This window comes from Shewanella colwelliana ATCC 39565, assembly GCF_000518705.1.
Classification (GTDB): Bacteria; Pseudomonadota; Gammaproteobacteria; order Enterobacterales; family Shewanellaceae; genus Shewanella; species Shewanella colwelliana.
The window spans coordinates 37,799-59,351 of sequence record NZ_JAEC01000026.1 but is presented as its reverse complement, the minus strand read 5'-3'; the positions used below and the strand labels follow the sequence as shown (position 1 = coordinate 59,351).

Genomic DNA, 21,553 nt, shown 5'->3' with positions numbered 1-21,553 from the left:
GTTAATAAATTATAGAATCTGCATCTCGCGCAGCAAAGTCTTGGTTTCAACCAATGGCAAGCCCACGACTGCTGAATAGCTGCCTTCAATCCCTTGAACAAAACTACCGCCTAAGCCCTGAATACCATAGGCTCCAGCCTTATCCATCGGCTCTTTGGTGGCAATGTACGCTAATATATCGTCTTCTGTTAGGCTACAAAACTGCACTTTAGTTTCAACTAAGCAGGAAACCGTTTTGATACCATCGGTCACGGCTACAGCGGTCATCACACTATGGCAATGCCCTGATAAGGTTTGCAACATGCGCTGAGCGTCTGCTTCATTTTGTGGTTTACCTAAAATTTCACCTTGATGCACCACTATCGTATCTGAGCCTAAGGCTGTTGCAGCTTCAGTACCTGACCACAATTGTAATCCGGCGAGCGCTTTTTCCTTAGCCAAGCGCACTACAAAATCTGTGGCGGCTTCACCCGCCTGGTGAGTTTCATCAATATCCGCAGACAATATCTCAAAGCTGAAATCGCGGTTTCCCATGCCTAACTGCGCCAGTAACTCTTTACGGCGCGGCGAGCCTGATGCTAATACGAGTCTCATCTTTACCTCACTTTATAAATGCGTCGGACACGTCTGAGCATCCAAAAAACCCAAGGCCAAATGATTAAACTCGAAATGGCTGGTAAAAATAGGCTGACATCAAATGAGCCAACGTCCACGACAAACTGAATCCAGAAAATCACTAAATGATATAAACAGACCAAGCTAGCAATCATTAAGGCTTGTTGCCACATAGGAAAGTTTCTGAGGCGCTGGAAATGCAGCACCACCACATAGATAACCAGTGACATGGCGAGCGCACGAATACCTAAATGGGCACCGAGCAAAATATCCAGCAATACGCCGAGCACCCAAGCTGACAAAATATTGTATCGATGCGGTAATGCCATCGCCCAGTAGATCATCACTAACAGTAACCAATCAGGACGCCACCCCTCAACTAAGCTAGGTAGCGGCATAATTTGAAACAACATGGCGACTAAAAAACTTAGCCAGACAACCCAACGACCGTGGGGAATATGCATACTCATTGGTTCGCCTCTGCAGCCTTTTGCACTTCTGTAGACTCGGCTTCAATCGGCGCTTTAGCCTCAGTGGGCAGTTCATTTTCGTCCGGCCAAATTAACAGTAGATAACGAATGCGATCCAGTGCTGCCAGCGGCTGCGCGGTGACCTTGGCATAGCTTTGGCCATCATCTTTGTCGACACTCATAATGCGAGCAACCGGATACCCTTCAGGAAAACGCTTGCCAAGCCCTGAGGACACCAGCAAGTCACCAACACGGATGTCGGTACTTTTCGCGACATGACGTAATTCAAGCTCATCGAGCTCGCCAGTGCCTTGCGCAATTAGCCGCACATCATTACGCGTTATACGCACAGGAATGGCATGAGTGACATCAGAGAGCAACAGGACTCTGCTGGTCAGTTCACTAATTTCAACCACTTGCCCCACCACGCCGTGCGCATCGACCACAGGTTGACCCACAAACACGCCACTGCGAGCGCCATGGTTGAGCACGACGTAATGTCGATAAGGATCGCTGGCCACTTCCATCACTTCGGCCACCACTTTCTTGGCATCCATGTGCACAGGAGATCCGAGTAAGCCACGTAAGCGATCATTTTCTTGGCGAAGGTGTTCAAATCTTTGTAAGCGTTCACTCATCAACAGTTGTTGACGTAGCAACTCTTTATTCTGCTTTTTAAGCATATCGCGAGTCGCAAAGCTTTCTGCTGACCAGTCGAGTACTGCACCAGGAATGTTTGCCACATATTGCAATGGACTGAGTAGTGATGAGATAGATTGGCGTACTGGTTCTAGCCGGTCATTGGCCACCAGCAAAATCACCGACAAAATAATTGCCAATGTTAGCCTGAATTGATTAGAAATACCGCGCGCAAAAATGGGTTTCATAAAACACTTAAGGCAGCTAGATGCTTTAACTTACCACAATTTACCTCAGTAGATGTGGACAACATAGTGCAAATGTACTCGGTATATTTGCACTATGTTCAGTTAAAACAGATTGCTGCCTGTTAGTAAACCGTATTAGTTTTCGTCGGAGAACAGATCGCCGCCATGCATATCGATCATCTCTAGGGCTTTACCGCCACCACGTGCCACACAGGTTAGCGGATCGTCAGCCACCATGACCGGAATACCTGTTTCTTGCATCAGCAAGCGGTCAAGGTCACGTAATAGTGCGCCACCACCCGTTAACACCATGCCACGCTCAGAGATATCTGATGCCAGTTCTGGTGGAGACTGTTCTAGTGCAACCATAACGGCACTTACAATGCCAGAAAGTGGCTCTTGTAAGGCTTCTAAAATTTCGTTGCTGTTAAGCGTAAAGCTACGAGGCACGCCTTCAGCTAAGTTACGACCACGTACTTCAATCTCAAGCACTTCATCACCAGGGTAAGCAGTACCTATTGTGTGCTTGATACGCTCAGCCGTTGCTTCACCAATTAGGCTGCCGTAGTTACGGCGTACGTAGTTGATGATCGCATCATCAAACTTATCACCACCAATGCGCACAGAAGATGAATACACTACGCCGTTCAGCGAGATAATGGCGACTTCTGTCGTACCACCACCGATATCCACCACCATAGAACCTGTTGCTTCCGATACAGGCAAACCTGCACCAATTGCCGCTGCCATTGGCTCTTCAATCAAATACACTTCACGTGCGCCAGCGCCCATGGCTGACTCGCGAATAGCACGACGCTCAACTTGTGTCGCCCCAACCGGTACACACACCAACACCCGAGGGCTTGGGCGGAACACGCTGTTGTTGTGTACTTGTTTAATAAAGTGCTGCAACATCTTCTCTGTTACATAGAAATCAGCAATCACACCATCTTTCATTGGACGAATCGCTTGAATATTGCCAGGCGTACGTCCTAGCATCTGCTTAGCTTCAGTACCAACAGCCGCAACAGATTTCTGCCCACCGCTGCCGCGTTCGCCACGAATTGCCACAACAGAAGGTTCATTTAACACAATGCCCTCTTCGCGAACGTAAATTAAGGTGTTAGCCGTACCCAAATCGATCGATAGATCGTTAGAAAAAATGCCACGCAGCTTCTTGAACATGTAACCAGCCTGTCTCAGTGGAGTCGGAAAAATAAAAATCAGGTAACTTTATCAACGACCCTCCTATTCCACAAGGACATTATGCGCTTCGCTTGATAAATATCTGTTCATCTTCGATGGTTTACGGAACAAGTGACTCAGCCGTAGTAAGTACTAGCAAAATTCTGCCTAGATATTCACCCACGGCGCTTAACCGTGAGCGAAAGATACGCTAGCGAACTTCTCGCCAGTAAATGATCTTGTCGTGACCGCGATAAGTGCCGAAATAAGCATTAGCACGCGGATCATAAAGCGTTGTCGGGGTAATACCATCAAAATTCCAGTACCACTTTAACCAAGGTTCGACATGCTGTTTTAGTGGCATCTCTCCCGCCGCATTTGGTACCGAGAAATAGCTGTAGCCGTTCCCCAAACTAAGACTACCACTCTGAAGTGTGAAACTTGGGTTGCTATAGGCATTGATGGCCGGAAAGCCTGATGGTGGCAGCATAAATAACCCAGTGGTTGGCGCTTCACTTGCATCAGCTGAAGTTTGGGTATTATAGATAGAGCAGTTATCCATAGTATTGGTTGCCCAGATAGCTTCGGCTGAGGCTGATAAACTGCTGACATACTCAGTGCGCAGCGGCAAACGTAAACTTTCTGACTCAGGCCCGTAACCATTTTCTAGTACTAAACGCCCATATCTAAGCGCAAACCCATCACCATCGGCAATATCGGTAAAAGTAAAGCTTCGGCAATTGCCAGCAGCGTCATCCTGATAACAGATCCCGTCCTCGTCACTCACATCTGTAACCGACAAGGTCAGATCAAACTTGGCATCAAATGGCGCAACAGGCGTCGGAGTGCGAAGATAGTTAATCCGCGCCCCAATCAGTTCAGCCACATTCGGTGTATTCAAGTAGTTCACTGCACCTGACAAGGCTGGCGCTTGGCTATCTGCTACTACGGCCTTGGTCGAGGTGTCGAGGTACTGGCGTCCGCCCCAGCCATTACGCTGACTCGCATCTCTATGCTGATAGCGCCACCAGAGCCCTTCTTGATAGTTAGCGGTCACACCATTGCTGGCGCTATAGCCCACCACTTGCACTCTAGGCTCTACGCCCGTTTTAAAGGTAAACGGCTGGTCCATATAGGTGAAAGCGCCACAACTGTGGGTGATTTCTGGGCTATTACCCGTGACCCCTAAGTAAGCTGGGGTAAAGCGACCAAATACCTCGCTGCTCGACTTGTTGATATCGATGGTGACACCTTCATAACTCAATGCAGATGACAAGCCAACCTTCATGGTACCCACTTCGTTCCAGCTCTGATCCTCAATCGATAGCGCCGTTGCCGAGCCTGATAGCGTAAAATCAATCGATGCTTGCCCTAAACTGCCGTCACTACCCGAACTTGGCTCCACCACTTGCGAGCGCAAACCAAATCCCGGATAAACAAAATTTTGCAAGGCACCGTTATCACTAAAATCACTATCGCTGTCACTTTGCCAGCAGGCAGCTTTAACCTGCATGTTAAAGCTGCCACCTGCCGCGGCCAATACCCCACAGTTGGCATCATAGGGATCGCTCGCATCGCAGCGCTTATTACCACTGCCATTAAAGAAGTGGAAACCCGCTGGCGCAGCAGTAAAGGTATCACTGTGGCTCAATGTTAAAGTGTCTGACCCACCTGTTGGTAAATCAATCCTATGCAGGTGCTCTGCCGTGAGTCTCACCACGCCAGCCTCAGGATAATTGGCACTCAATGTCGCCACCCCTAGCGCATTAAAGTGAACATCCATGCTGTTGGTGCTGCCACCATCAATCTCTGTGGTTGCTGTAGGGGCAAGTAGGCTATTTAAGGTGAGCTTAGCGGGATTGTTAACGGGTGATGGCCGCTCGTAATCGAAACTGAAATTTATCGCCTTGGTTTGGTTGGCAAATAACGGCTGACACTTCTGGGTCTGGGTGTTTTTGGTTACCGCATACAGGTTAAAACTCGCGCCGTTTTTACATGACAAGGTATTAGGAGCATCAAAGTAAAAGCCCGTGTCCTCAAAATTCAATAGACATTGTGAATTGGCCACCTCTGCACCATCGATAAAACAACGATAAGTTGCACTTGGCGCTGTTGCACCCAGTCCTAGCAACACCGAGCCGCCATCGGCATGCCAAAGTTGAGTTTGGGTTGCACTGCTAAAAACCACGTCGCTATACTTACTGCTGTTTTTGGTGAGTTCCACCGAACTCTGGACGCTGGATTCTGTCGAGCAATCATTGTTTACGCAAGCACGCAGTGTGATCGCTTTAGCGGCACAGCTCAGGGCTCCAGAGGTAAACTCGATACGATAGTGATCAATCAATACCGGATCCGGCTGACGCTCAAACGCAAAATAACCAATATCCTCAGCCACGTGGCCGCGGTCGTTATCACGATATTGGTCTTCATCTAACCCAAAGCTCATCACCCCAGTGTAACTATCTTTTAAGCAACGCCTAATCCAACCACCATCTCCACCCTTACGGGTATTTTTATTGGCCAGCGTGATAGGTTGTCCAGGATAAGTATTGAGGTAATTATTGGTGTAGCTACATTGTTGGGCAAGGCTACGAACACTGTTGCCATTCCCATGATTGAGCGCATAACCAAATTCATACAATACCGGCGCTCCGGATACCAATGTGCTGCCACGACCTAACCCCGCCACATAACCTAAGGTTTCGTCACTATTAATACCCAATGAAATTTCAGAGGCTTCAATGGCGATATCAAAACCTGTCCCTGCTGAGGCTACATTATTAATCACTGTCGTAATAAAACGATTGTTATTACGCGATAGCGCCTGACCTATCATGGCGGGCTTAGTACCAAAGTTATGATTAAAATCAACGCCGGTATAGCCTCGCCCCGAGCTCGGTAGTTGACTGCCTTGATATAGCCGAGTATCTAACTTACCCGCTTGCAACGCTACCCCTCGGTTCAAAAAGCGATAACCAGGCTCCATGACAAAATAATCAATTTCTGTCATCGCCTTAGCTGATACTCTGTTACCTGGCGGTATCTGCTGATACACCATAGCATTTGCCGAGGTTATGCTTGAAACACTGGCTGTTGCCGGGCCATCAGAGCTTACTTCACTGCCATCAATACCATTAATCGTTGGCATCAGCATGACCACGGGCGGCGATGCATAGCTATTATTAAAAGTAATCGAGGCTTGGCCCTTGCTATCGAGCGTTGCTCGACCAAACTCAAACTGCGGGAAGGGGCAGGTTAAGTAAGCGCTGCTTGGCACTTTTACTAAATTATTTGCTGAAGGTAATTGCCAATAGAGATGATAAGCCTCTGCTCCTGTCGCTTCATGAAAGCGCATCTCAACTTTATGCGTCCCGGCCGCCAAGCCAATTTGCCCCGTTTCGCAAGGCCACCCACACTGACCATGCAAACCATAAAAGCCCACAACCACTTGGTCATCAATAAGGAGTTCGATCGCATCATCACCATCAATGCCGAAGGTATAAAGTCCTGATTCTGGTGCTGTTATATACCCCTCAAAAATGCCGACATAATTATCGCCTTGACTAGAATGTGGGTTAATACTTGAGCCATACCCCTCAACTTGTGGCTCAATCGATTCACCTAGCTGCTGAGTGGTTTTTTTCACTGTCGTGATCAAGTCATTAAAATCATCATGGTCTACTGGGCTGGTGTATTGTCCGGGTTTCCACGTGGTTGAATCGTAAGTGCGATAAGTGATCCCAGCAATACTATTTTGCTCTGCAGGACATTGGAGAGGAATAGCGGGAAGTAACGTTTCAACATCACAATCAGGAACAACGTCTATTGATCCAGCCGTATTTTCAAATATCACCCGGCTATTATTATCAATTTCAATATTGTTCGAGGTTATACCACCTTCCACCGTCGCAGTATCGAATAGTCTTATCCGACCTTCAGAGACTAGATAACCTCGCAAATAACCGGTATTTTCAAGGTCTACGTTTGAATACCCATAAAGTAGAAACCGCTCAGCACGATAAGACAATGTGCTATTTCTGTGGATATAGGAGTCTCTAACAAAAAAACTCACACTACCTGTCGTTGGGAACCTTACTGTAACATCACGAGCAATGCTTAAAGAGCCTATCCAATATTGCCCAGCAGCCAACTCCAATGTCCCGCTGATTGCGTTCAATGATTTCAACTTATAAACACCATCTACTGTGCTAAAAGTAAGTTTTTTATCTGAACCCCCACTTAATTGAACATCACCATACTCCCCTTCTGGAACAACGATTTCGGGAGTTGATGATGAAGGTGGACCAATTCTGCTATTACTCGATGACTGACATTGTGCAAAAGGAAGACGATCACTTGGCAGAACAGCCAGATAGCCACCGCTCTTACACTTCTTGGCTCTATTTGTTCCAGCAGGCACACATGATTTATTCGTTTCACGTACAGAATAAGATGGCAAATTACCATTTTGAGGTGAATTATATAGCTTGCCTTGTGCATAAAAACCTATACTACCATTGGTCGAATAAGAGTTTACCCCTTCAACAAAGGTCTGGGTCCAATCCGCGGCAAAAATGCTGTTGACTGGCAATAATAAAGCGAATAAAAAGCTAATAGAAATAAAGTTACAAAGTAGACATTTTAGCTTAATCACGGGCCTCTACCTCCACCTTGCGATTGACTCTGATACAGCTGTCACCATCACAATTGCCGACGGCACAGGTCGCTTCACTGGTGATCAAATATTGCGTAACGCCGCTAAATATTGTCGCCTTACAGGTCAGCGCTACCGTGCAACCATGAAAACCCACCAAATCTGGTGGCGTCCAACTGCTGTTAGCCGCACAGACGCGATCTGCCGGTAAGCCACTCAACGGAAACAGTTGTGCTAACGCTGCATCTGCGCCGCTATTCGCCGTGGCAAATGCCCTTGTCCCCAATACTTCTAAATTAACCTGCTCATCGGCATCATTTAAAATATTCACCAGCGCTGCCGCCATCAGAAACATTACTGTGATAACAAAGATACCAATCACCAAAGCACTGCCCTGCTGCTTGGCTAAGCCTATATTCATTTGACTGGTACTTGCTCGCGAACTGGTGTTAGGGAACATTGACCACCTGCACTTGATGCTGATATTGAAAAGACTGCCCATTTACATCAAATCTGGGGGTCAGTTGCACTACTGCATTATTGATTAAGGTGCCTGGGGTGAAATGGATAGGCGATTGAGTCGATAAGTTGTTAGTCACCTTTTCCGCCATTAACGCCCCTGCACCCATCGATGCTGGGGCTGGCTGTGTCCCAACAAGACCATAACCACTGTAGCGGCGTATTTCACCATTCGCTAAGAAACAATAACTTACCGCTTTGTCGACCATGAAATAACGTCGCTGTGGGGAAGCCTCTGCAAACTGTACTGCACGGTCAAACTCAACTTGATTGCCCGTCACACTCTTGATATCAAAGATATGCCCGTTACTACCTGCCGGATTACCGCCATAGACATGACTGGGCAGTAACGAATACAGCACCATTTTGTGAGCAGTATCTATGCCCTGAGAAGGTAACATCACGGTTCCATTTGCCGCCGCGCTAGCGGGGAAAACGGGAAGGTTAACATAAGAGGCACTGGCTAATATTGGCACAAATTCGATGCACTGATAGGTCGTCGGCGAAGAAGTCACCCGCACACTATTAGGTAAGGCATTTCTCAGCTCTCGGGTCATTCGCTCCATGGCAAAGCGGCTTTGACTCAAGACTTGATCGACCGAGGTCGATTCAACAAAAATCCGTGTACCCAAAATGACAAAACTGCTGACACCAATCACTAAGATACCAAGAATAATAATGACGGTAACCATTTCGACCAAAGTGAAACCAAGCGTGTTACGCCGCTGTCCTAGAGAAGATCTCAATAGTTACTCCTCAAGGCATTATAGGTGATCACTTCGCCACTGGGAGTGGTGACATCGATAGCAACCAACTTGCTATGCTTATTTGCAAAAGGATAGCTGACCTTCACCAACAGTTGATAGTTGCTGTACTCATCGGCATATTTAAGACTGGAATTAAGGATCAAACTGTTTTGATTTAGCCCGTGGTAATCATCCACGTCACGGTATGCATTACGCGCCAAAGCACCAGGACCGAAGTCTGCCTCGTCGGTACATGCATCCCCTGCTGGCAGCCCTAAATCTGGCCGCGCTGCGGCGCCACACGCTGGGACACCGCCGTTAGGGTTACTATTTTGATCATAACGTTTGCCCCAAATCTCATTCAGTATCGAGTGTGCCAGCTCGGCCGAACGCACCCGGTGCAAGGTCTCTGCTGCGCGATCGGCTTGCGGAAATAGCAGACTCGTCAGCATCACTAAGGCAATGCCAAGCACTATCATGCCAACGACCAGCTCGATTAACGTAAACCCTTTGGCGGCGGTGTGATTAACGCCCATGGATATACCCCTGACTTTCAATCGTAAGATCTAAAGTTTCATCGGCACTGACCTTGACGACACAAGCGTTTACGCATTGTGGTGCAATGATACCGTCTTGATTAAATCGCAACGCAAAGGTGGTGTTGCCAGAAAGACTTAAACTGGTGTTACTTGGCAATGACTGTGACGTGCCGGTGATCAGTACATCAGTGCAGTTAGTCTGAAATACCATCATACGATACTGACTTGGACTCACATTGACACCATAGCAGCGATCTTGATTGTTGATCGCCATCAATTGAATCCGCCGTAACTCCGCAATAAACTCATCCCGTAAGGTAAAAGCACTGTAACTGGAGCTACCGAGAAAACGTGGCAATACCGCCACTGAAAGAATGGCAATCAGCATTATGGTAGTAACAAGCTCAACGAGCGTAAAACCTGTATCAGTACGCGTCTGCATTTTATTTAGGTCAGCAACCAAAAGCATCAATCAATAGTAGTTATGAGTATGACAAAAAATATCGGATTTTTATATATATAAAGATGTCGCGCCACAATGAAAAATTACAATTAGGGTGAAGTATGGGAGAAATACCTACGCTCGCCCCCACTAGCCGCAATCGAAAATACACTCAGTGTGAGGCGCATTACAAAGTATCGTTGGCACGGGTATTAAACCGGTCAGAACTGCCACGTAGATCTCTTTTTGACAATATCAATCACCGCCACTGCAAAAACACCAATAAAGCTGCTAACATTGCTGCCAATTTTTGAAGCTTAGTGAGAAAGAGCAAGATGGGCAGAGCATATCAAAACCGCAAAGAATCCATGGCGAAAACCGCTGGCCAAAAAACGCGACTCTATTCTAGATACGGGAAAGAGATCTACGTTTGTGCCAAAAACGGGGGGTTCGATCCAGATGGTAACCTAGCACTACGTCAAATGATCACCAAGGCCAAGAAAGATCAAGTTCCGGCCCATGTGATTGAACGAGCTATTGAAAAAGCCCGTGGTGGTGGCGGTGAAGATTATGAAACTGCACGTTATGAAGGTTTTGGCCCAGGCGGCTGTATGGTCATTGCCGATTGCTTAACCGATAACGGTAAGCGAACCTTCACCGAAGTACGTCAAGCATTTGTGAAGAACAATGCCAAACTTGGCGGTCCAGGTACTGTTGGCCACATGTTTGACCATCAAGCCGTGTTCGTCTTTGCTGGCGATGATGAAGATGCCATTCTTGAGATGCTCATGATGGCCGATGTCGATGTCACTGACGTTGAACTAGAAGATGGCATGATCAGTGTTTATGCCCCCCCATACCGAGTTCTTTAAGGTGAAAACCGCGCTTGCTGCTGAACTGCCTGAAGACACTGAATATGTCATGGAAGAGATAACGTTTGTTCCACAAACCATGACAGCGATAACTGATGCAGAAGAGATAGAGCAATTTGAAAAGTTTCTCGCTGCACTTGAAGATTGTGACGACGTGCAGAACGTTTATCACAATGCCGAGCTTGAGGCGTAGACCTTAACCATTTTCGCATACCTCAGTTACCGACTTATTGCACGATTTAGCATGTAATAAGTCGGTTTTTACATCTCAATCCAACTCCATTCCCTTGCAAGATTTTGACTAGCGTCAAGCCGTTGTCACATCAAGTCCGTCAAAACAATAAAACTGCCAAACATCACTGAAATAGCGGATTTTAGATAGACATCCACGCAAAAAAACCTATTCTTAATGCTAACAACAGTGCCCATGATGGTGCTGTAACTCGTCAAGGAATGATCTCTTCAATACGTTCAACTTAAAAATAAAAAAATTGGCCGTTTTCATTACAACAAGACAGGTAACCTATGAAATATTCTAAATCGATTATTGCTATTTCTCTCATAAGCATACTGAGTGCCTGTGGTGGTAGCGATAACACCACCACACCAGAGCCAACGATGGGCACTTTTAACTTAGGAGTCTCTGACAACCCCGCCGATGCAGAAATCGTCAACATTGCTTTCAAGCAGGTGGTACTTAAAGGCAATGGTGAGTCACTCTCATTTGATGTATCTGACAGTGGTGAGCTAAAACATGTCGATCTACTCCAGTTTCAGGGTCAAGAAGTCGAAACCTTGGTCAGTGGCCAATCCATTCCCACTGGCGAATACCAAATGTGCATCTACATGGAAAAGAGCGAAGTCGCTAATGAAGAGAGTTCTTACGTAAAAACCGCAGATGGCATCGCAGGCTTAACCACTAACAGTAACGGCAGTTGTGGAGGTGTGGGTGCCGAAGACCCGAACACTGGCCGCTTGTTCTTCAACAAAACCTTCACGATTGCGGCGGGTAGTAATGTTTTTGTCGCCGAGTTTAACCTTGCTAAAGGCTTGCAAGCGCCTCACGGAAACAAAGACTATTGGACCCTTAAACCCACCTCGGTACAGCTAGTCAACAATGCCGAAGTCGGCGCGATTGAAGGCCAAATCAACGCTAGCGATAGTGACACATTAGACAATGTTAAAGCAGACTGCGAAGTGGCTGCCGGCGGAACAGAGTTTGCTCAAGCCGTTTACCTGTACCCTGCAGACACCACACTGACTAACATGGTGGATTTCCGTCCTGATGCCGACATCACAACACCACAAGTCGCCCCAATTGCATCAGCCCGTGTCAACGCTATGCTAGACCAAAATGATGAAGTGACGGGCTATGAATATGAATTTGGCTTTGTAACTGCTGGCAGCTATAGCTTGGGTTATACCTGTGTTGCTCAAAATGACGATCCAGAAACTGCCAACAATCCTGATGATGCTGAGATGCCCTTCTTTATTCACATCGACGAGCAAACTGTCGAGGTCACAAACGGCACCACCACAGAACGTCACTTCCCGATGGCTTTTGTCCCTGTAAGTTAACACTCAACATATTGAGATAAAAAAGAGCGCTATTAGCGCTCTTTTTATTGGGACGTTATGAACAACAATCTCTGCGCCACCAGTTTTTAGGCAACTTATCTAACAAGACTTTGAGCATCAATATGGCTAACACTACTCCCGAGGTGTAGACGACAGTTGCTGGCAATAAACTATGCTGTTCGCCAATTTGTGGCATCACCACAAAACCGAAAGTATCCACCAGATAATTAACGATAATTCCTGAGACCAACGCCACGCCCAGTACCCCACCTAAGTAACCATACAGCGCGCGTTTACCTAACTCTTTAGTCACAACGCCTAAGGTAGCAATATTGGTTGCAGGCCCCGCTAACATAAATACTAATACCGCGCCCGGCGATACACCCGCTAGTAATAAACCCGCCGCGATTGGCGTTGATGCCGTGGCACAGATATACATAGGCACAGAGATAAGTACCATGACTAACATAGCCAGAATGCCATCCCCCCACTTCGCCATAAAATCACCAGGGACATAAGTTTGCACTAAAGCAGCAAAAAACAATCCGATCAACAGCCAAATAGTCGTATCACGCACTAAATCGGTGGCGGCGTAATGCAGGCCTTTGCCCATCCTCGAAATAACCGAGGTTCCTTGCAATTCAGAAGCGATATCTTTAGTCGACTCGCAGCAGCTCTCTTCTTTATTGGCACTATTTTCGGTGCTGCAGCAACTCGCGATGGGTTTCTCTGTCGCTGGAGTCTTACTGCTGCAACAGCTAGCACTCGCTGTGGCAGGCTTTAGGTTGACGACTGGTTTAGCCGCCATCTCCATCATGCGATTGCTTTGTGCTACTGGACGCATGGCGAGTGGTTTATCCTCTGGAGTTGTATCACTACAGCTTTTTTCTGCCGTTACTGTTTTACTGCAACAGCTCTTAACCACAGGTTCCACTTTTTTACTGCTACAACAACTACTCGCGGGGGCTTTATTTGTTGCACCTTTAGCTGCCACAACGGATATTTCATCTTCGTCATCTCTCCCCACTAATAAGCCGGCAACGATAGCACTGGTCACCGCAGCAATCGGCCTGACAATGGCCATAAATGGACCGAGTAACACATAGGAAACACTGACAGAGTCGATACCTGTTTCAGGGGTTGAGACTAAAAACGAGGTCGTTGCCGCTTTAGAGGCGCCAGAGCGACGCAACCCAACAGCGGCTGGGATCACGCCACAGGAGCACAGTGGCAGTGGCGCGCCGAGAATCGCCGCTTTGACCGTGGTTTTAAAGCCGTGACCACCGAGCTGTTTCTGCATCCACGTCATAGGCACAAACATCTTGAGCATACCGGCCAACACAAGGCCCAATAACAGCCATGGCGCCGAATCTAAAAATAGATCAATAAAATTACTTAACAACATAATTAACCCTTCACCTTACAACTTGCTTTGTATTCTGTTTGCGTATGTTGATGTGTATGGTTCTCACACTTCACCTCGGCTGAATTGGATTCTAGCGCCTCTAGAATTGAGCAGTGCTCTGCACTTTCTGGCCCACCACAGCATGCATCAGATAAACGCTGCAATGACTCTCTAAAGTAATTGAGCTCGGCAATTTTCTCCTCGACATGTTCCAGCTTAATATCGACCATGCCTTTGACATCGGCGCAGGCCCAATTGGACTTATCTAGCTCGATTGACAACAACTCAGTGATCTCGGCCAGTGTAAAACCCACGGCTTTCGCCCGTAGGATAAAACGCAGTCGCTCAGCATCACTCTCGGTATACATGCGATACCCCGCCTCGGTTCGCATTGAGGGCGACAGCAAACCATGCTTTTCGTAGAACCTGAGCGTGTCAGCTTTGACATCACACGCTTTTGATAGCTCACCAATGCGATACATAAATCATCCAATTGGGTTTTAATGGTGGTTGAATAGGTCAAGTATAAACCTTGGAGTTAAATCTAAGGTCAAGGGTTATTATGCGGGTTTTACCAGAGGTTGCTTGTTCGCTTGCGCGTATTGTGAAATCGCGCAGAAAAAAACAGCATGGCACATCATTTTACGTTAAAATACGCGCGCCGCGATGGACAGTAACAATAATTGAGGGACTTTTGGAAAGCATAGCAAACCGTTACTAACGGTAGACTGTTCTGCTTTCCGAAAGATCCTTAAAAATAACTACTGGACCCTGTACCCAAAATGAATAATGCCAGACCTATTCGTCGCGCGCTGTTAAGCGTTTCAGATAAAACCGGAATCCTAGAGTTTGCACAAGCCTTGCATGCTCAAGGTGTTGAACTGCTCTCTACTGGCGGCACTGCTGCACTATTGGCAGACAACGGTGTGCCTGTCATTGAAGTCTCTGACTACACTGGTCACCCTGAGATCATGGATGGTCGCGTTAAGACCCTGCACCCTAAAGTGCACGGCGGCATTTTAGCGCGCCGCGGTATTGATGAGATCGTCATGGAACAGAATGCCATTAAACCTATCGATCTGGTTGCCGTTAACCTTTACCCATTTGCCGATACTGTTGCGAAAGCAGGTTGTACCTTGGCCGATGCCGTTGAGAACATCGATATTGGTGGTCCAACAATGGTGCGCTCTACCGCTAAAAACCATAAAGACACGACCATCATAGTTAACGCTGCCGATTACGGTCGCGTCATTGCCGAAATGCAGGCCAATGAAGGTAGCACGACGCTTGAAACCCGTTTTGACCTAGCCATTGCCGCCTTTGAACATACCGCCGCCTATGATGGCATGATTGCCAACTACTTCGGTACTATGGTCCCAGCGCATAGCAAAGATGAGTGCCATGACGATTCTAAGTTCCCGCGCACTTACAATACCCAGCTCGTGAAGAAACAAGATCTTCGCTATGGCGAAAACAGCCATCAAAGCGCAGCGTTCTATGTTGATCTTAATATTGACGAAGCTTCAGTAGCAAGCGCTGTTCAGTTACAAGGTAAGGCACTCTCTTATAACAATATTGCCGATACTGACGCCGCCCTTGAGTGCGTTAAAGAGTTTGATGAACCAGCATGCGTTATCGTTAAGCACGCTAATCCGTGTGGCGTAGCCATTGGCAGCAACCTGCTTGACGCTTATAACCGTGCCTATCAAACCGACCCAACCTCAGCCTTTGGTGGCATCATCGCCTTTAATGGCGAGCTTGACGCAGCAACCGCAAGCGCGATTGTTGAACGCCAGTTTGTTGAAGTCATTATCGCACCAAGCGTGAGCCAAGCCGCACGTGATGTGGTTGCAGCTAAAGCCAATGTGCGCCTACTCGAATGTGGTCAGTGGAACAGCAAGACCACCAGCCTAGACTACAAGCGTGTCAACGGTGGCCTGCTACTGCAAGACCGTGACCAAGGTATGGTGAATCAAGCCGATGTCACTGTGGTATCAAAACGCCAACCGACCGAAGCCGAAATGAAAGATCTGATGTTCTGCTGGAAAGTGGCCAAGTTTGTCAAATCAAACGCCATTGTCTATGCAAAAAACAGCATGATCATTGGTGTCGGCGCAGGTCAAATGAGCCGTGTATACAGCGCCAAAGTCGCAGGCATTAAAGCTGCTGACGAAAACCTCGAAGTGGTTGGTTCAGTCATGGCATCCGATGCCTTCTTCCCATTCCGCGATGGCATCGATGCCGCAGCGGCTGCGGGTATCAGCTGCATCATCCAGCCAGGTGGGTCGATTCGTGATGAAGAGATCATTGCCGCTGCAGATGAGCACGGTATGGCCATGGTATTTACTGGCATGCGTCACTTCCGTCATTAATTTACCCGTAAGCGCCTAGGTCTCAAGACTCGGGCGCCGATTTAAGGATACTGAATGAATATCTTAGTTATTGGTGGTGGCGGTCGCGAACATGCGTTAGCGTGGAAAGCAGCCCAATCAGCACAAGTCGAAAAAGTCTTCGTTGCACCGGGCAACGCGGGGACGTCTCTAGAGCCAAAACTAGAAAATGTTGCCATTGATGTTGAAGCCATCACCGACTTAGTGGCGTTTGCCCAAGCAAACAAGATTGAACTGACCATAGTCGGACCAGAAGTGCCATTGTCACTTGGGGTTGTCAATGCGTTCAATGAAGCGGGTTTGCCTATTTTTGGCCCAACTCAAGGCGCAGCACAGCTAGAGTCCTCTAAAGCCTTCACTAAAGATTTCTTAGCTCGTCACAACATCCCAACCGCAGCTTACTCAAACTTTACCGAGATTGAACCAGCAAAAGCTTACGTTGTTGACGTCACCGCGCGTACTGGCTACCCAATTGTCATCAAGGCCGATGGCTTAGCGGCGGGTAAAGGGGTGATTATCGCCCAAGACCAAAGCGAAGCAGACGCGGCAATTGAAGATATGCTAGCGGGTAATCTGTTTGGTGAAGCAGGCTCACGAGTCGTTATCGAAGAGTTTTTAAAAGGCGAAGAAGCCAGTTTCATTGTGATGGTTGATGGGCAGAACATTCTTGCCATGGCTACCAGCCAAGATCATAAGGCACGCGACAATGGCGATCATGGCCCTAACACGGGCGGTATGGGTGCGTACTCTCCAGCACCCGTTGTCACCCAAGCGGTGCACGATTGGACCATCGCTAACGTTATCCGTCCAACCGTTGATGGCATGGCGGCTGAAGGCAATGTCTATACAGGCTTTCTCTACGCAGGCTTGATGATTTCACCTGATGGCAGCGCTAAGGTACTTGAGTACAACTGCCGCTTTGGCGACCCAGAAACTCAACCTATCATGATGCGCCTTAAATCTGATTTAGTTGAGCTTTGCCTAGCCGCCACCCGTGGTGAGCTAGACCAAGTGACTGCCGAATTTGACACTCGTGCTGCCGTTGGTGTGGTATTAGCCGCTGGCGGATACCCAGATGCGTATCGTAAACACGATGTCATTGATGGGCTAACACTGGGCAACAATGACGCCAAAGTGTTTCATGCGGGCACCAGTATGAAAGAGGGTCATGTAGTCACTAACGGCGGCCGCGTGTTATGCGCAACGGCATTAGGCAACACAGTGACCGAAGCACAACAATCGGCATACGCCTTAGTTGATCAAATTCACTGGGATGATGTGTATTTCCGCACCGATATCGCCTACCGCGCTATCGCTCGCGAAAGTTAACCTAATGTCCAACAAAAAACCGGTCTTTGACCGGTTTTTTTATGCCGCTTTCCCTGCACCGTCTCCGTTGATTAAAAATAGTTCACCACCAACAAAACGTGACACGCATCACGCAAAACTGCTTGTTGGAGGAGCAATATAAAGCCTCAACAACATATAACTATTAGGGGTTAACATGAAACATTCACTTGGAGACCTTGTTTATCAAGGCGAAAGAGCTGGAGTCCACAACTGGAATACCTTAGCTGGCACCTCATTTTATTGGCATCCAGATTGGCTGCATATCGCCGAAGACATGACTGGTATGCGCCCAGCGGTCACCATTAACACTGATAATCCAAAGCCGACTCAGCAGGACGCCGAACAGACAATTCTTAAGCATTTAGACGAACAGTCTTAATCTCATCATTCAATTTCTATAATCGCTATCAATGGCCCGAAGCTATCGCCTTGCGGGCTATTTTATCGATCAACCCTGGCGCAATTAAACGTACAAATCGTCCTAGCCGACCTCGCCATGAAGTGATCATTAACCGTTTACGGCCTGCAATGGCGGGGAGCATCATTTGCGCACACTGCGCGGCGGTAATAATTTTATTTTCTTGCATTGGGCTTTTCCCCAGCGGGTTGCCCTGCCCATCGAGTGCCCGTTTATGGATTTCAGACACCACAAAATCTGGACATAAAATAGTTACCGCCACATTATCATCGCTAAGTTCAATCCGTAGCGAATCAAAGAACCCCATCACAGCGTGCTTCGATGCACTATAACCACTGCGTGTAGGGACGCCCGTTAGCCCTGCCACCGAGGCCACCACGACTATCTGCCCTTGTGTCACCTTTAAATGCGGCAGTGCGCTATGGGTTAAATAGGCGGGGGCGAGATAATTAACTTGCATCACTTTATTAAGAATAGAGAGATCATGCAGCTCATCAAAGCGTGACCACATGGTCATGCCCGCATTATTAATTAGAATATCTAGCTGACCAAAGTGCTCGACCGTGGCACTGATTAATGCTTGGCAAGCAAGCGGATCGGTAATGTCTGCTGCAAAAACTAACGGTTGATGAGAGCTATTGCTAGAGATCGCCTGCGCCAGTGAGTCGAGTCGCTGCTGATTACGGGCGGTAAGCACTAATTTACACCCAATTGGTGCTAAGGCTTTAACCAAGGCGCGGCCAATGCCTTCTGAGGCCCCGGTTACAATCACAACCTTATCCTTTAACTCTTGCATGAACGCCCTTAGTGATAACAATTATAAAGTTATCACTCAAATTCACACACAAAGGCGTAAAGCGCAAGTCTCAAGCCAAAAGGCGCTCAGGCTGCTGAATGTTGCGTTGAGTATAAGTATCTAGGCTTTGAGGACGACCGATGGCATAACCTTGAGCATAATTGATACCAATAGATTCGAGCCTGTCGATAATGTCTTGGTTTTCAACAAACTCAGCGACAGTTTCAATTCCCATGACACGACAAACATCATGTATCGACTTAACAATGGCGTAATCTTTAGCATTACTGGCTAAGGTCTTGACGAAACAGCCATCTATTTTAACGTAGTTAACGGGTAGCTCACGTAAATAGCCATAGGAGGCAAAACCACTACCAAAATCATCTAGCGCAAAGGAGAAGCCCTGTTGACGCAGTAAATTCAACATCTCCATAGCACGATTGCGGTTTTGAATTGCACTGGTTTCAGTAATTTCAAAACAGATACACTTGCTCGGGATAGCAAAACGTCGCAATTGCGCCTCAATATAATCGACCATACCTTCGGCCCCAAGACTGTTACCTGAAAGATTGATAGATAAACAGTGGTCATGCCAAAGTTCTTCATGCATAGATAGCCACAAAAATGCTTTTCGAATCACCTCTTTGTCCACTTCAGGCATTAGCTTAAAGCGTTCAGCAGCCGCGATAAATTGTGCTGGTGACAAGATACGCCCACACGGCTCTTGGATCCGCAATAAAATCTCCATGCGCTTTTTATGCGCGTTACCACTGATCCCTTTAATCGGCTGATAATAGAGGAGTAACTCATTATGTTCGATAGCTTGCGCGATCCGTACCGCCCACTTAGGCGCGTTACGTTGGTCGATCAGCTCCTTATCTTTATCATCATAGAAGTGCAGTTGATTACTGCCCTTACGTTTTGCCGCTATACAGGCGATATCTGCATCTTTAAGTAGTTCTGTGGCAGTGATATAAGGTGCGCGCGCTATGGCAATGCCAGCACTGATCCCGACTCGATAGTGACAACCTTGGTGCTCCAATACCTGCAACGCAACGCTATCAATAATCTGCTTCACTTGTTGTGCAACTTGAAGAACTTCACTGTTTTTTATCGCCAAACCAAACTCATCGCCGCCGAGCCTTGCCAGCAGCACTTGATCGTCAAGGCTAGATTGAATCGCTTTGGCTACCATTTTAAGCATAAGATCGCCTGCGCTATGGCCGCAGGAGTCATTGATTAACTTAAATTGTTCTAAATCGAAATAGCAGATCGCTAGCGTCTGGCCCCCTTTAGAAAACTCAGGCAAGCGCTCCTCAAATGCACTTCGATTAAGCAATGAGGTCACACTGTCATAATTGGCTCGTCTTCTTAGCTGATGCTTGAGCACTTCCTCTTGGGTAATATCACGCAATACGATAACAGTACCAATTACCTCGTTTTGCGGATTGCGTAAATTACTAATACTACGCTCCATCAACTGCACTTGCTGACTTTGGAACTTAATTTTACTCAGTAGCGGCTCTAGCGAAGCCGTTTGCATGAACTGTAATAGCTTAGTGTTAAAACTAGAGTCGGACTTAAACAGATCGCTCACCGGCATACCAATAGCTTGCTCTGAACTGATGTTAAGTAAACGCTCGGCTTGTGGATTAAGGTAGACAACCTTAGCGCTGGCATCGGTAAGAATAACAACTTCAACAATCGCCTCTAAGGTGATTTTGGAACGCTCTTTTTGTTGAAAAATTCGCGCTAACAATTCGTTCACCCGATCGGCCACCACCACCAATTCTGAACAACCATTTCCCGTTAATGGTGTATAGCTTTTAGCCGCGGGATCGATGCGCGATAGCTGAGCAAGTAACTGTTTAAAAGGTCTAACTAAACCTATTCTCAGCCACAAATAGCCGATAAAAAGCAGTAGCAGGCTTAACCCTAATACAAGGTAAGTTGCACTTGAAGTTTGCGGTTCTATATCAGCGAAAATACCATCAGAAAATAACACTGAAAGGTGTAACGCTTCACCATATACGAGTGCAGGAACAGCAATCTCAATAAGTTGACCAGACTCTTTATTGATGGTGTCTGAGGCCGCGATGCCAGCCTCCAAGGTGATTGACCGTAACATATCATGTACTTGGTAATGGCTTAGCAGCTTACTATCAACTTGCCTCACTAGGGCTACAGCACTGCTTTGTGATGTCGGCACCACGCTCACCATATATCCTTGACCCTCAAGGATGATAAAACCCGTTTTATTCTGTTTAAAAGCAAATAATGACGCAGGTAATAATAATGACTCAAATGGGTGAATGGTGCCGATATGCGGAGAGAATGGAATAACCTGGCCGCGATCAAAATAGAAAAAACTCAGGTGATCTGCAACCCCAGTTTGTTGCCATGCAAGGCTAAAGTTCTTGCGTGCGCCATCCTCTAAACTGGACATGGGCGCACCATAACCCCGCGCAAGTAATTCCAACTGACGGAGGTCGGTATTTATCTGGCGACGTATATTGACTAGCTCTGCATTGATTGAGGCCTGTTTCAGTTCGCTAACACGATTTTCAAACCAGAGACTTAATGAAGATGAGACGGCAAATACCGCAGGCAAGCAAAAACCCACAACGAACACGACTAATTTCTTGCTAATGCGCATCTTGTGCTGAAGCCACCCTATTTTTAATCAA

17 protein-coding genes and 1 pseudogene are annotated in these 21,553 nt (G+C 47.2%); 5 read left to right on the top strand and 13 right to left on the bottom strand.

Translation table 11 applies throughout. The annotated features are described in order from the left end of the window. Positions 1-9 precede the first annotated feature (9 nt). The 9 genes from L876_RS0112505 to L876_RS0112465 all read right to left on the bottom strand — a co-directional run bounded on the left by L876_RS0112505 (position 10) and on the right by L876_RS0112465 (position 10,057). A complete protein-coding gene (locus L876_RS0112505) occupies positions 10-594 on the bottom strand; it encodes a Maf family protein (RefSeq protein WP_028764121.1) in 585 nt (194 codons plus the stop codon). Positions 595-596: 2 nt separating this feature from the next. Beyond that, on the bottom strand, positions 597-1,085 hold the full coding sequence (gene mreD / locus L876_RS0112500; RefSeq protein WP_028764120.1) for a rod shape-determining protein MreD: 489 nt from the start codon (positions 1,083-1,085) through the stop codon (positions 597-599). Continuing rightward, positions 1,082-1,972, bottom strand: coding sequence for a rod shape-determining protein MreC (mreC, locus tag L876_RS0112495; RefSeq protein ID WP_028764119.1), 891 nt, complete (start codon positions 1,970-1,972; stop codon positions 1,082-1,084). The genes mreD and mreC overlap by 4 nt, the downstream gene beginning before the upstream one ends. 135 nt (positions 1,973-2,107) lie before the next feature. Next, positions 2,108-3,157, bottom strand: a complete 1,050-nt coding sequence (locus L876_RS0112490; protein ID WP_011864209.1) for a rod shape-determining protein — start codon at positions 3,155-3,157, stop codon at positions 2,108-2,110. Positions 3,158-3,368: 211 nt separating this feature from the next. Next, on the bottom strand, positions 3,369-7,811 hold the full coding sequence (locus L876_RS0112485) for a DUF6701 domain-containing protein (protein WP_248674594.1): 4,443 nt from the start codon (positions 7,809-7,811) through the stop codon (positions 3,369-3,371). Beyond that, entirely contained in the window at positions 7,804-8,232 is a 429-nt protein-coding gene (locus L876_RS0112480; RefSeq protein ID WP_248674592.1) for an MSHA biogenesis protein MshP, read from the bottom strand. Before L876_RS0112480 ends, L876_RS0112485 begins: the two co-directional genes overlap by 8 nt. Before the next feature lie 28 nt (positions 8,233-8,260). After that, positions 8,261-9,076 carry a prepilin-type N-terminal cleavage/methylation domain-containing protein gene (locus tag L876_RS0112475; protein ID WP_028764116.1) on the bottom strand — a complete coding sequence of 272 codons (816 nt, stop codon included), beginning with the start codon at positions 9,074-9,076 and terminating at the stop codon, positions 8,261-8,263. Next, the gene (locus L876_RS0112470; protein ID WP_037428629.1) at positions 9,073-9,612 is read right to left on the bottom strand and encodes a type IV pilus modification PilV family protein; all 540 of its coding nucleotides are present in this window, start codon (positions 9,610-9,612) and stop codon (positions 9,073-9,075) included. Before L876_RS0112470 ends, L876_RS0112475 begins: the two co-directional genes overlap by 4 nt. Then, entirely contained in the window at positions 9,602-10,057 is a 456-nt protein-coding gene (locus L876_RS0112465; protein WP_028764114.1) for a pilus assembly FimT family protein, read from the bottom strand. Before L876_RS0112465 ends, L876_RS0112470 begins: the two co-directional genes overlap by 11 nt. A gap of 335 nt (positions 10,058-10,392) precedes the next feature. Between L876_RS0112465 and L876_RS21690 the strand changes: the two are divergent. Together L876_RS21690 and L876_RS0112455 are read left to right on the top strand one after the other, a co-directional pair. Next, positions 10,393-11,122, top strand: a pseudogene (locus L876_RS21690) (YebC/PmpR family DNA-binding transcriptional regulator). Positions 11,123-11,454: 332 nt separating this feature from the next. Further along, positions 11,455-12,507: a DUF4382 domain-containing protein gene (locus tag L876_RS0112455; RefSeq protein WP_028764113.1), complete on the top strand. Its 1,053-nt coding sequence runs from the start codon at positions 11,455-11,457 to the stop codon at positions 12,505-12,507. 55 nt (positions 12,508-12,562) lie between these two features. Here L876_RS0112455 and L876_RS0112450 read toward each other — a convergent pair whose 3' ends face one another. After that, positions 12,563-13,912 carry an SO_0444 family Cu/Zn efflux transporter gene (locus L876_RS0112450; protein ID WP_028764112.1) on the bottom strand — a complete coding sequence of 450 codons (1,350 nt, stop codon included), beginning with the start codon at positions 13,910-13,912 and terminating at the stop codon, positions 12,563-12,565. A gap of 2 nt (positions 13,913-13,914) precedes the next feature. Further along, positions 13,915-14,394, bottom strand: coding sequence for a Zn(2+)-responsive transcriptional regulator (zntR, locus tag L876_RS0112445; protein ID WP_028764111.1), 480 nt, complete (start codon positions 14,392-14,394; stop codon positions 13,915-13,917). A gap of 300 nt (positions 14,395-14,694) precedes the next feature. Here zntR and purH point away from each other — a divergent pair, with 300 nt between their 5' ends. The 3 genes from purH (at position 14,695) to L876_RS0112430 (ending at position 18,031) form a co-directional block, all read left to right on the top strand. After that, positions 14,695-16,284 carry a bifunctional phosphoribosylaminoimidazolecarboxamide formyltransferase/IMP cyclohydrolase gene (purH, locus tag L876_RS0112440; protein WP_028764110.1) on the top strand — a complete coding sequence of 530 codons (1,590 nt, stop codon included), beginning with the start codon at positions 14,695-14,697 and terminating at the stop codon, positions 16,282-16,284. Positions 16,285-16,338: 54 nt separating this feature from the next. Beyond that, positions 16,339-17,631 (top strand): phosphoribosylamine--glycine ligase, encoded by a 1,293-nt coding sequence (purD, locus tag L876_RS0112435; protein WP_028764109.1) that lies wholly within the window; start codon positions 16,339-16,341, stop codon positions 17,629-17,631. Positions 17,632-17,806: 175 nt separating this feature from the next. Then, the gene (locus L876_RS0112430; protein WP_028764108.1) at positions 17,807-18,031 is read left to right on the top strand and encodes a hypothetical protein; all 225 of its coding nucleotides are present in this window, start codon (positions 17,807-17,809) and stop codon (positions 18,029-18,031) included. Between the two features lie 28 nt (positions 18,032-18,059). On the opposite strand, the gene L876_RS0112425 is transcribed toward L876_RS0112430, so the two are convergent. Further along, positions 18,060-18,866, bottom strand: a complete 807-nt coding sequence (locus L876_RS0112425; RefSeq protein ID WP_028764107.1) for an SDR family oxidoreductase — start codon at positions 18,864-18,866, stop codon at positions 18,060-18,062. Positions 18,867-18,936: 70 nt separating this feature from the next. Continuing rightward, entirely contained in the window at positions 18,937-21,522 is a 2,586-nt protein-coding gene (locus L876_RS0112420; protein WP_028764106.1) for a putative bifunctional diguanylate cyclase/phosphodiesterase, read from the bottom strand. Between the last annotated feature and the right edge of the window lie 31 nt (positions 21,523-21,553).

What these genes read in the sequence shown, in the direction of transcription:
- L876_RS0112470 (WP_037428629.1), bottom strand. Translation starts at nt 9,612, where the DNA reads ATGGGCGTTAATCACACCGCCGCCAAAGGGTTTACGTTAATCGAGCTG.
- mreC (WP_028764119.1), bottom strand. Translation starts at nt 1,972, where the DNA reads ATGAAACCCATTTTTGCGCGCGGTATTTCTAATCAATTCAGGCTAACA.
- L876_RS0112425 (WP_028764107.1), bottom strand. Translation starts at nt 18,866, where the DNA reads ATGCAAGAGTTAAAGGATAAGGTTGTGATTGTAACCGGGGCCTCAGAA.
- L876_RS0112420 (WP_028764106.1), bottom strand. Translation starts at nt 21,522, where the DNA reads ATGCGCATTAGCAAGAAATTAGTCGTGTTCGTTGTGGGTTTTTGCTTG.
- L876_RS0112465 (WP_028764114.1), bottom strand. Translation starts at nt 10,057, where the DNA reads ATGCAGACGCGTACTGATACAGGTTTTACGCTCGTTGAGCTTGTTACT.
- L876_RS0112490 (WP_011864209.1), bottom strand. Translation starts at nt 3,157, where the DNA reads ATGTTCAAGAAGCTGCGTGGCATTTTTTCTAACGATCTATCGATCGAT.
- zntR (WP_028764111.1), bottom strand. Translation starts at nt 14,394, where the DNA reads ATGTATCGCATTGGTGAGCTATCAAAAGCGTGTGATGTCAAAGCTGAC.
- purH (WP_028764110.1), top strand. Translation starts at nt 14,695, where the DNA reads ATGAATAATGCCAGACCTATTCGTCGCGCGCTGTTAAGCGTTTCAGAT.
- L876_RS0112480 (WP_248674592.1), bottom strand. Translation starts at nt 8,232, where the DNA reads ATGAATATAGGCTTAGCCAAGCAGCAGGGCAGTGCTTTGGTGATTGGT.
- mreD (WP_028764120.1), bottom strand. Translation starts at nt 1,085, where the DNA reads ATGAGTATGCATATTCCCCACGGTCGTTGGGTTGTCTGGCTAAGTTTT.
- L876_RS0112505 (WP_028764121.1), bottom strand. Translation starts at nt 594, where the DNA reads ATGAGACTCGTATTAGCATCAGGCTCGCCGCGCCGTAAAGAGTTACTG.
- purD (WP_028764109.1), top strand. Translation starts at nt 16,339, where the DNA reads ATGAATATCTTAGTTATTGGTGGTGGCGGTCGCGAACATGCGTTAGCG.
- L876_RS0112455 (WP_028764113.1), top strand. Translation starts at nt 11,455, where the DNA reads ATGAAATATTCTAAATCGATTATTGCTATTTCTCTCATAAGCATACTG.
- L876_RS0112430 (WP_028764108.1), top strand. Translation starts at nt 17,807, where the DNA reads ATGAAACATTCACTTGGAGACCTTGTTTATCAAGGCGAAAGAGCTGGA.
- L876_RS0112450 (WP_028764112.1), bottom strand. Translation starts at nt 13,912, where the DNA reads ATGTTGTTAAGTAATTTTATTGATCTATTTTTAGATTCGGCGCCATGG.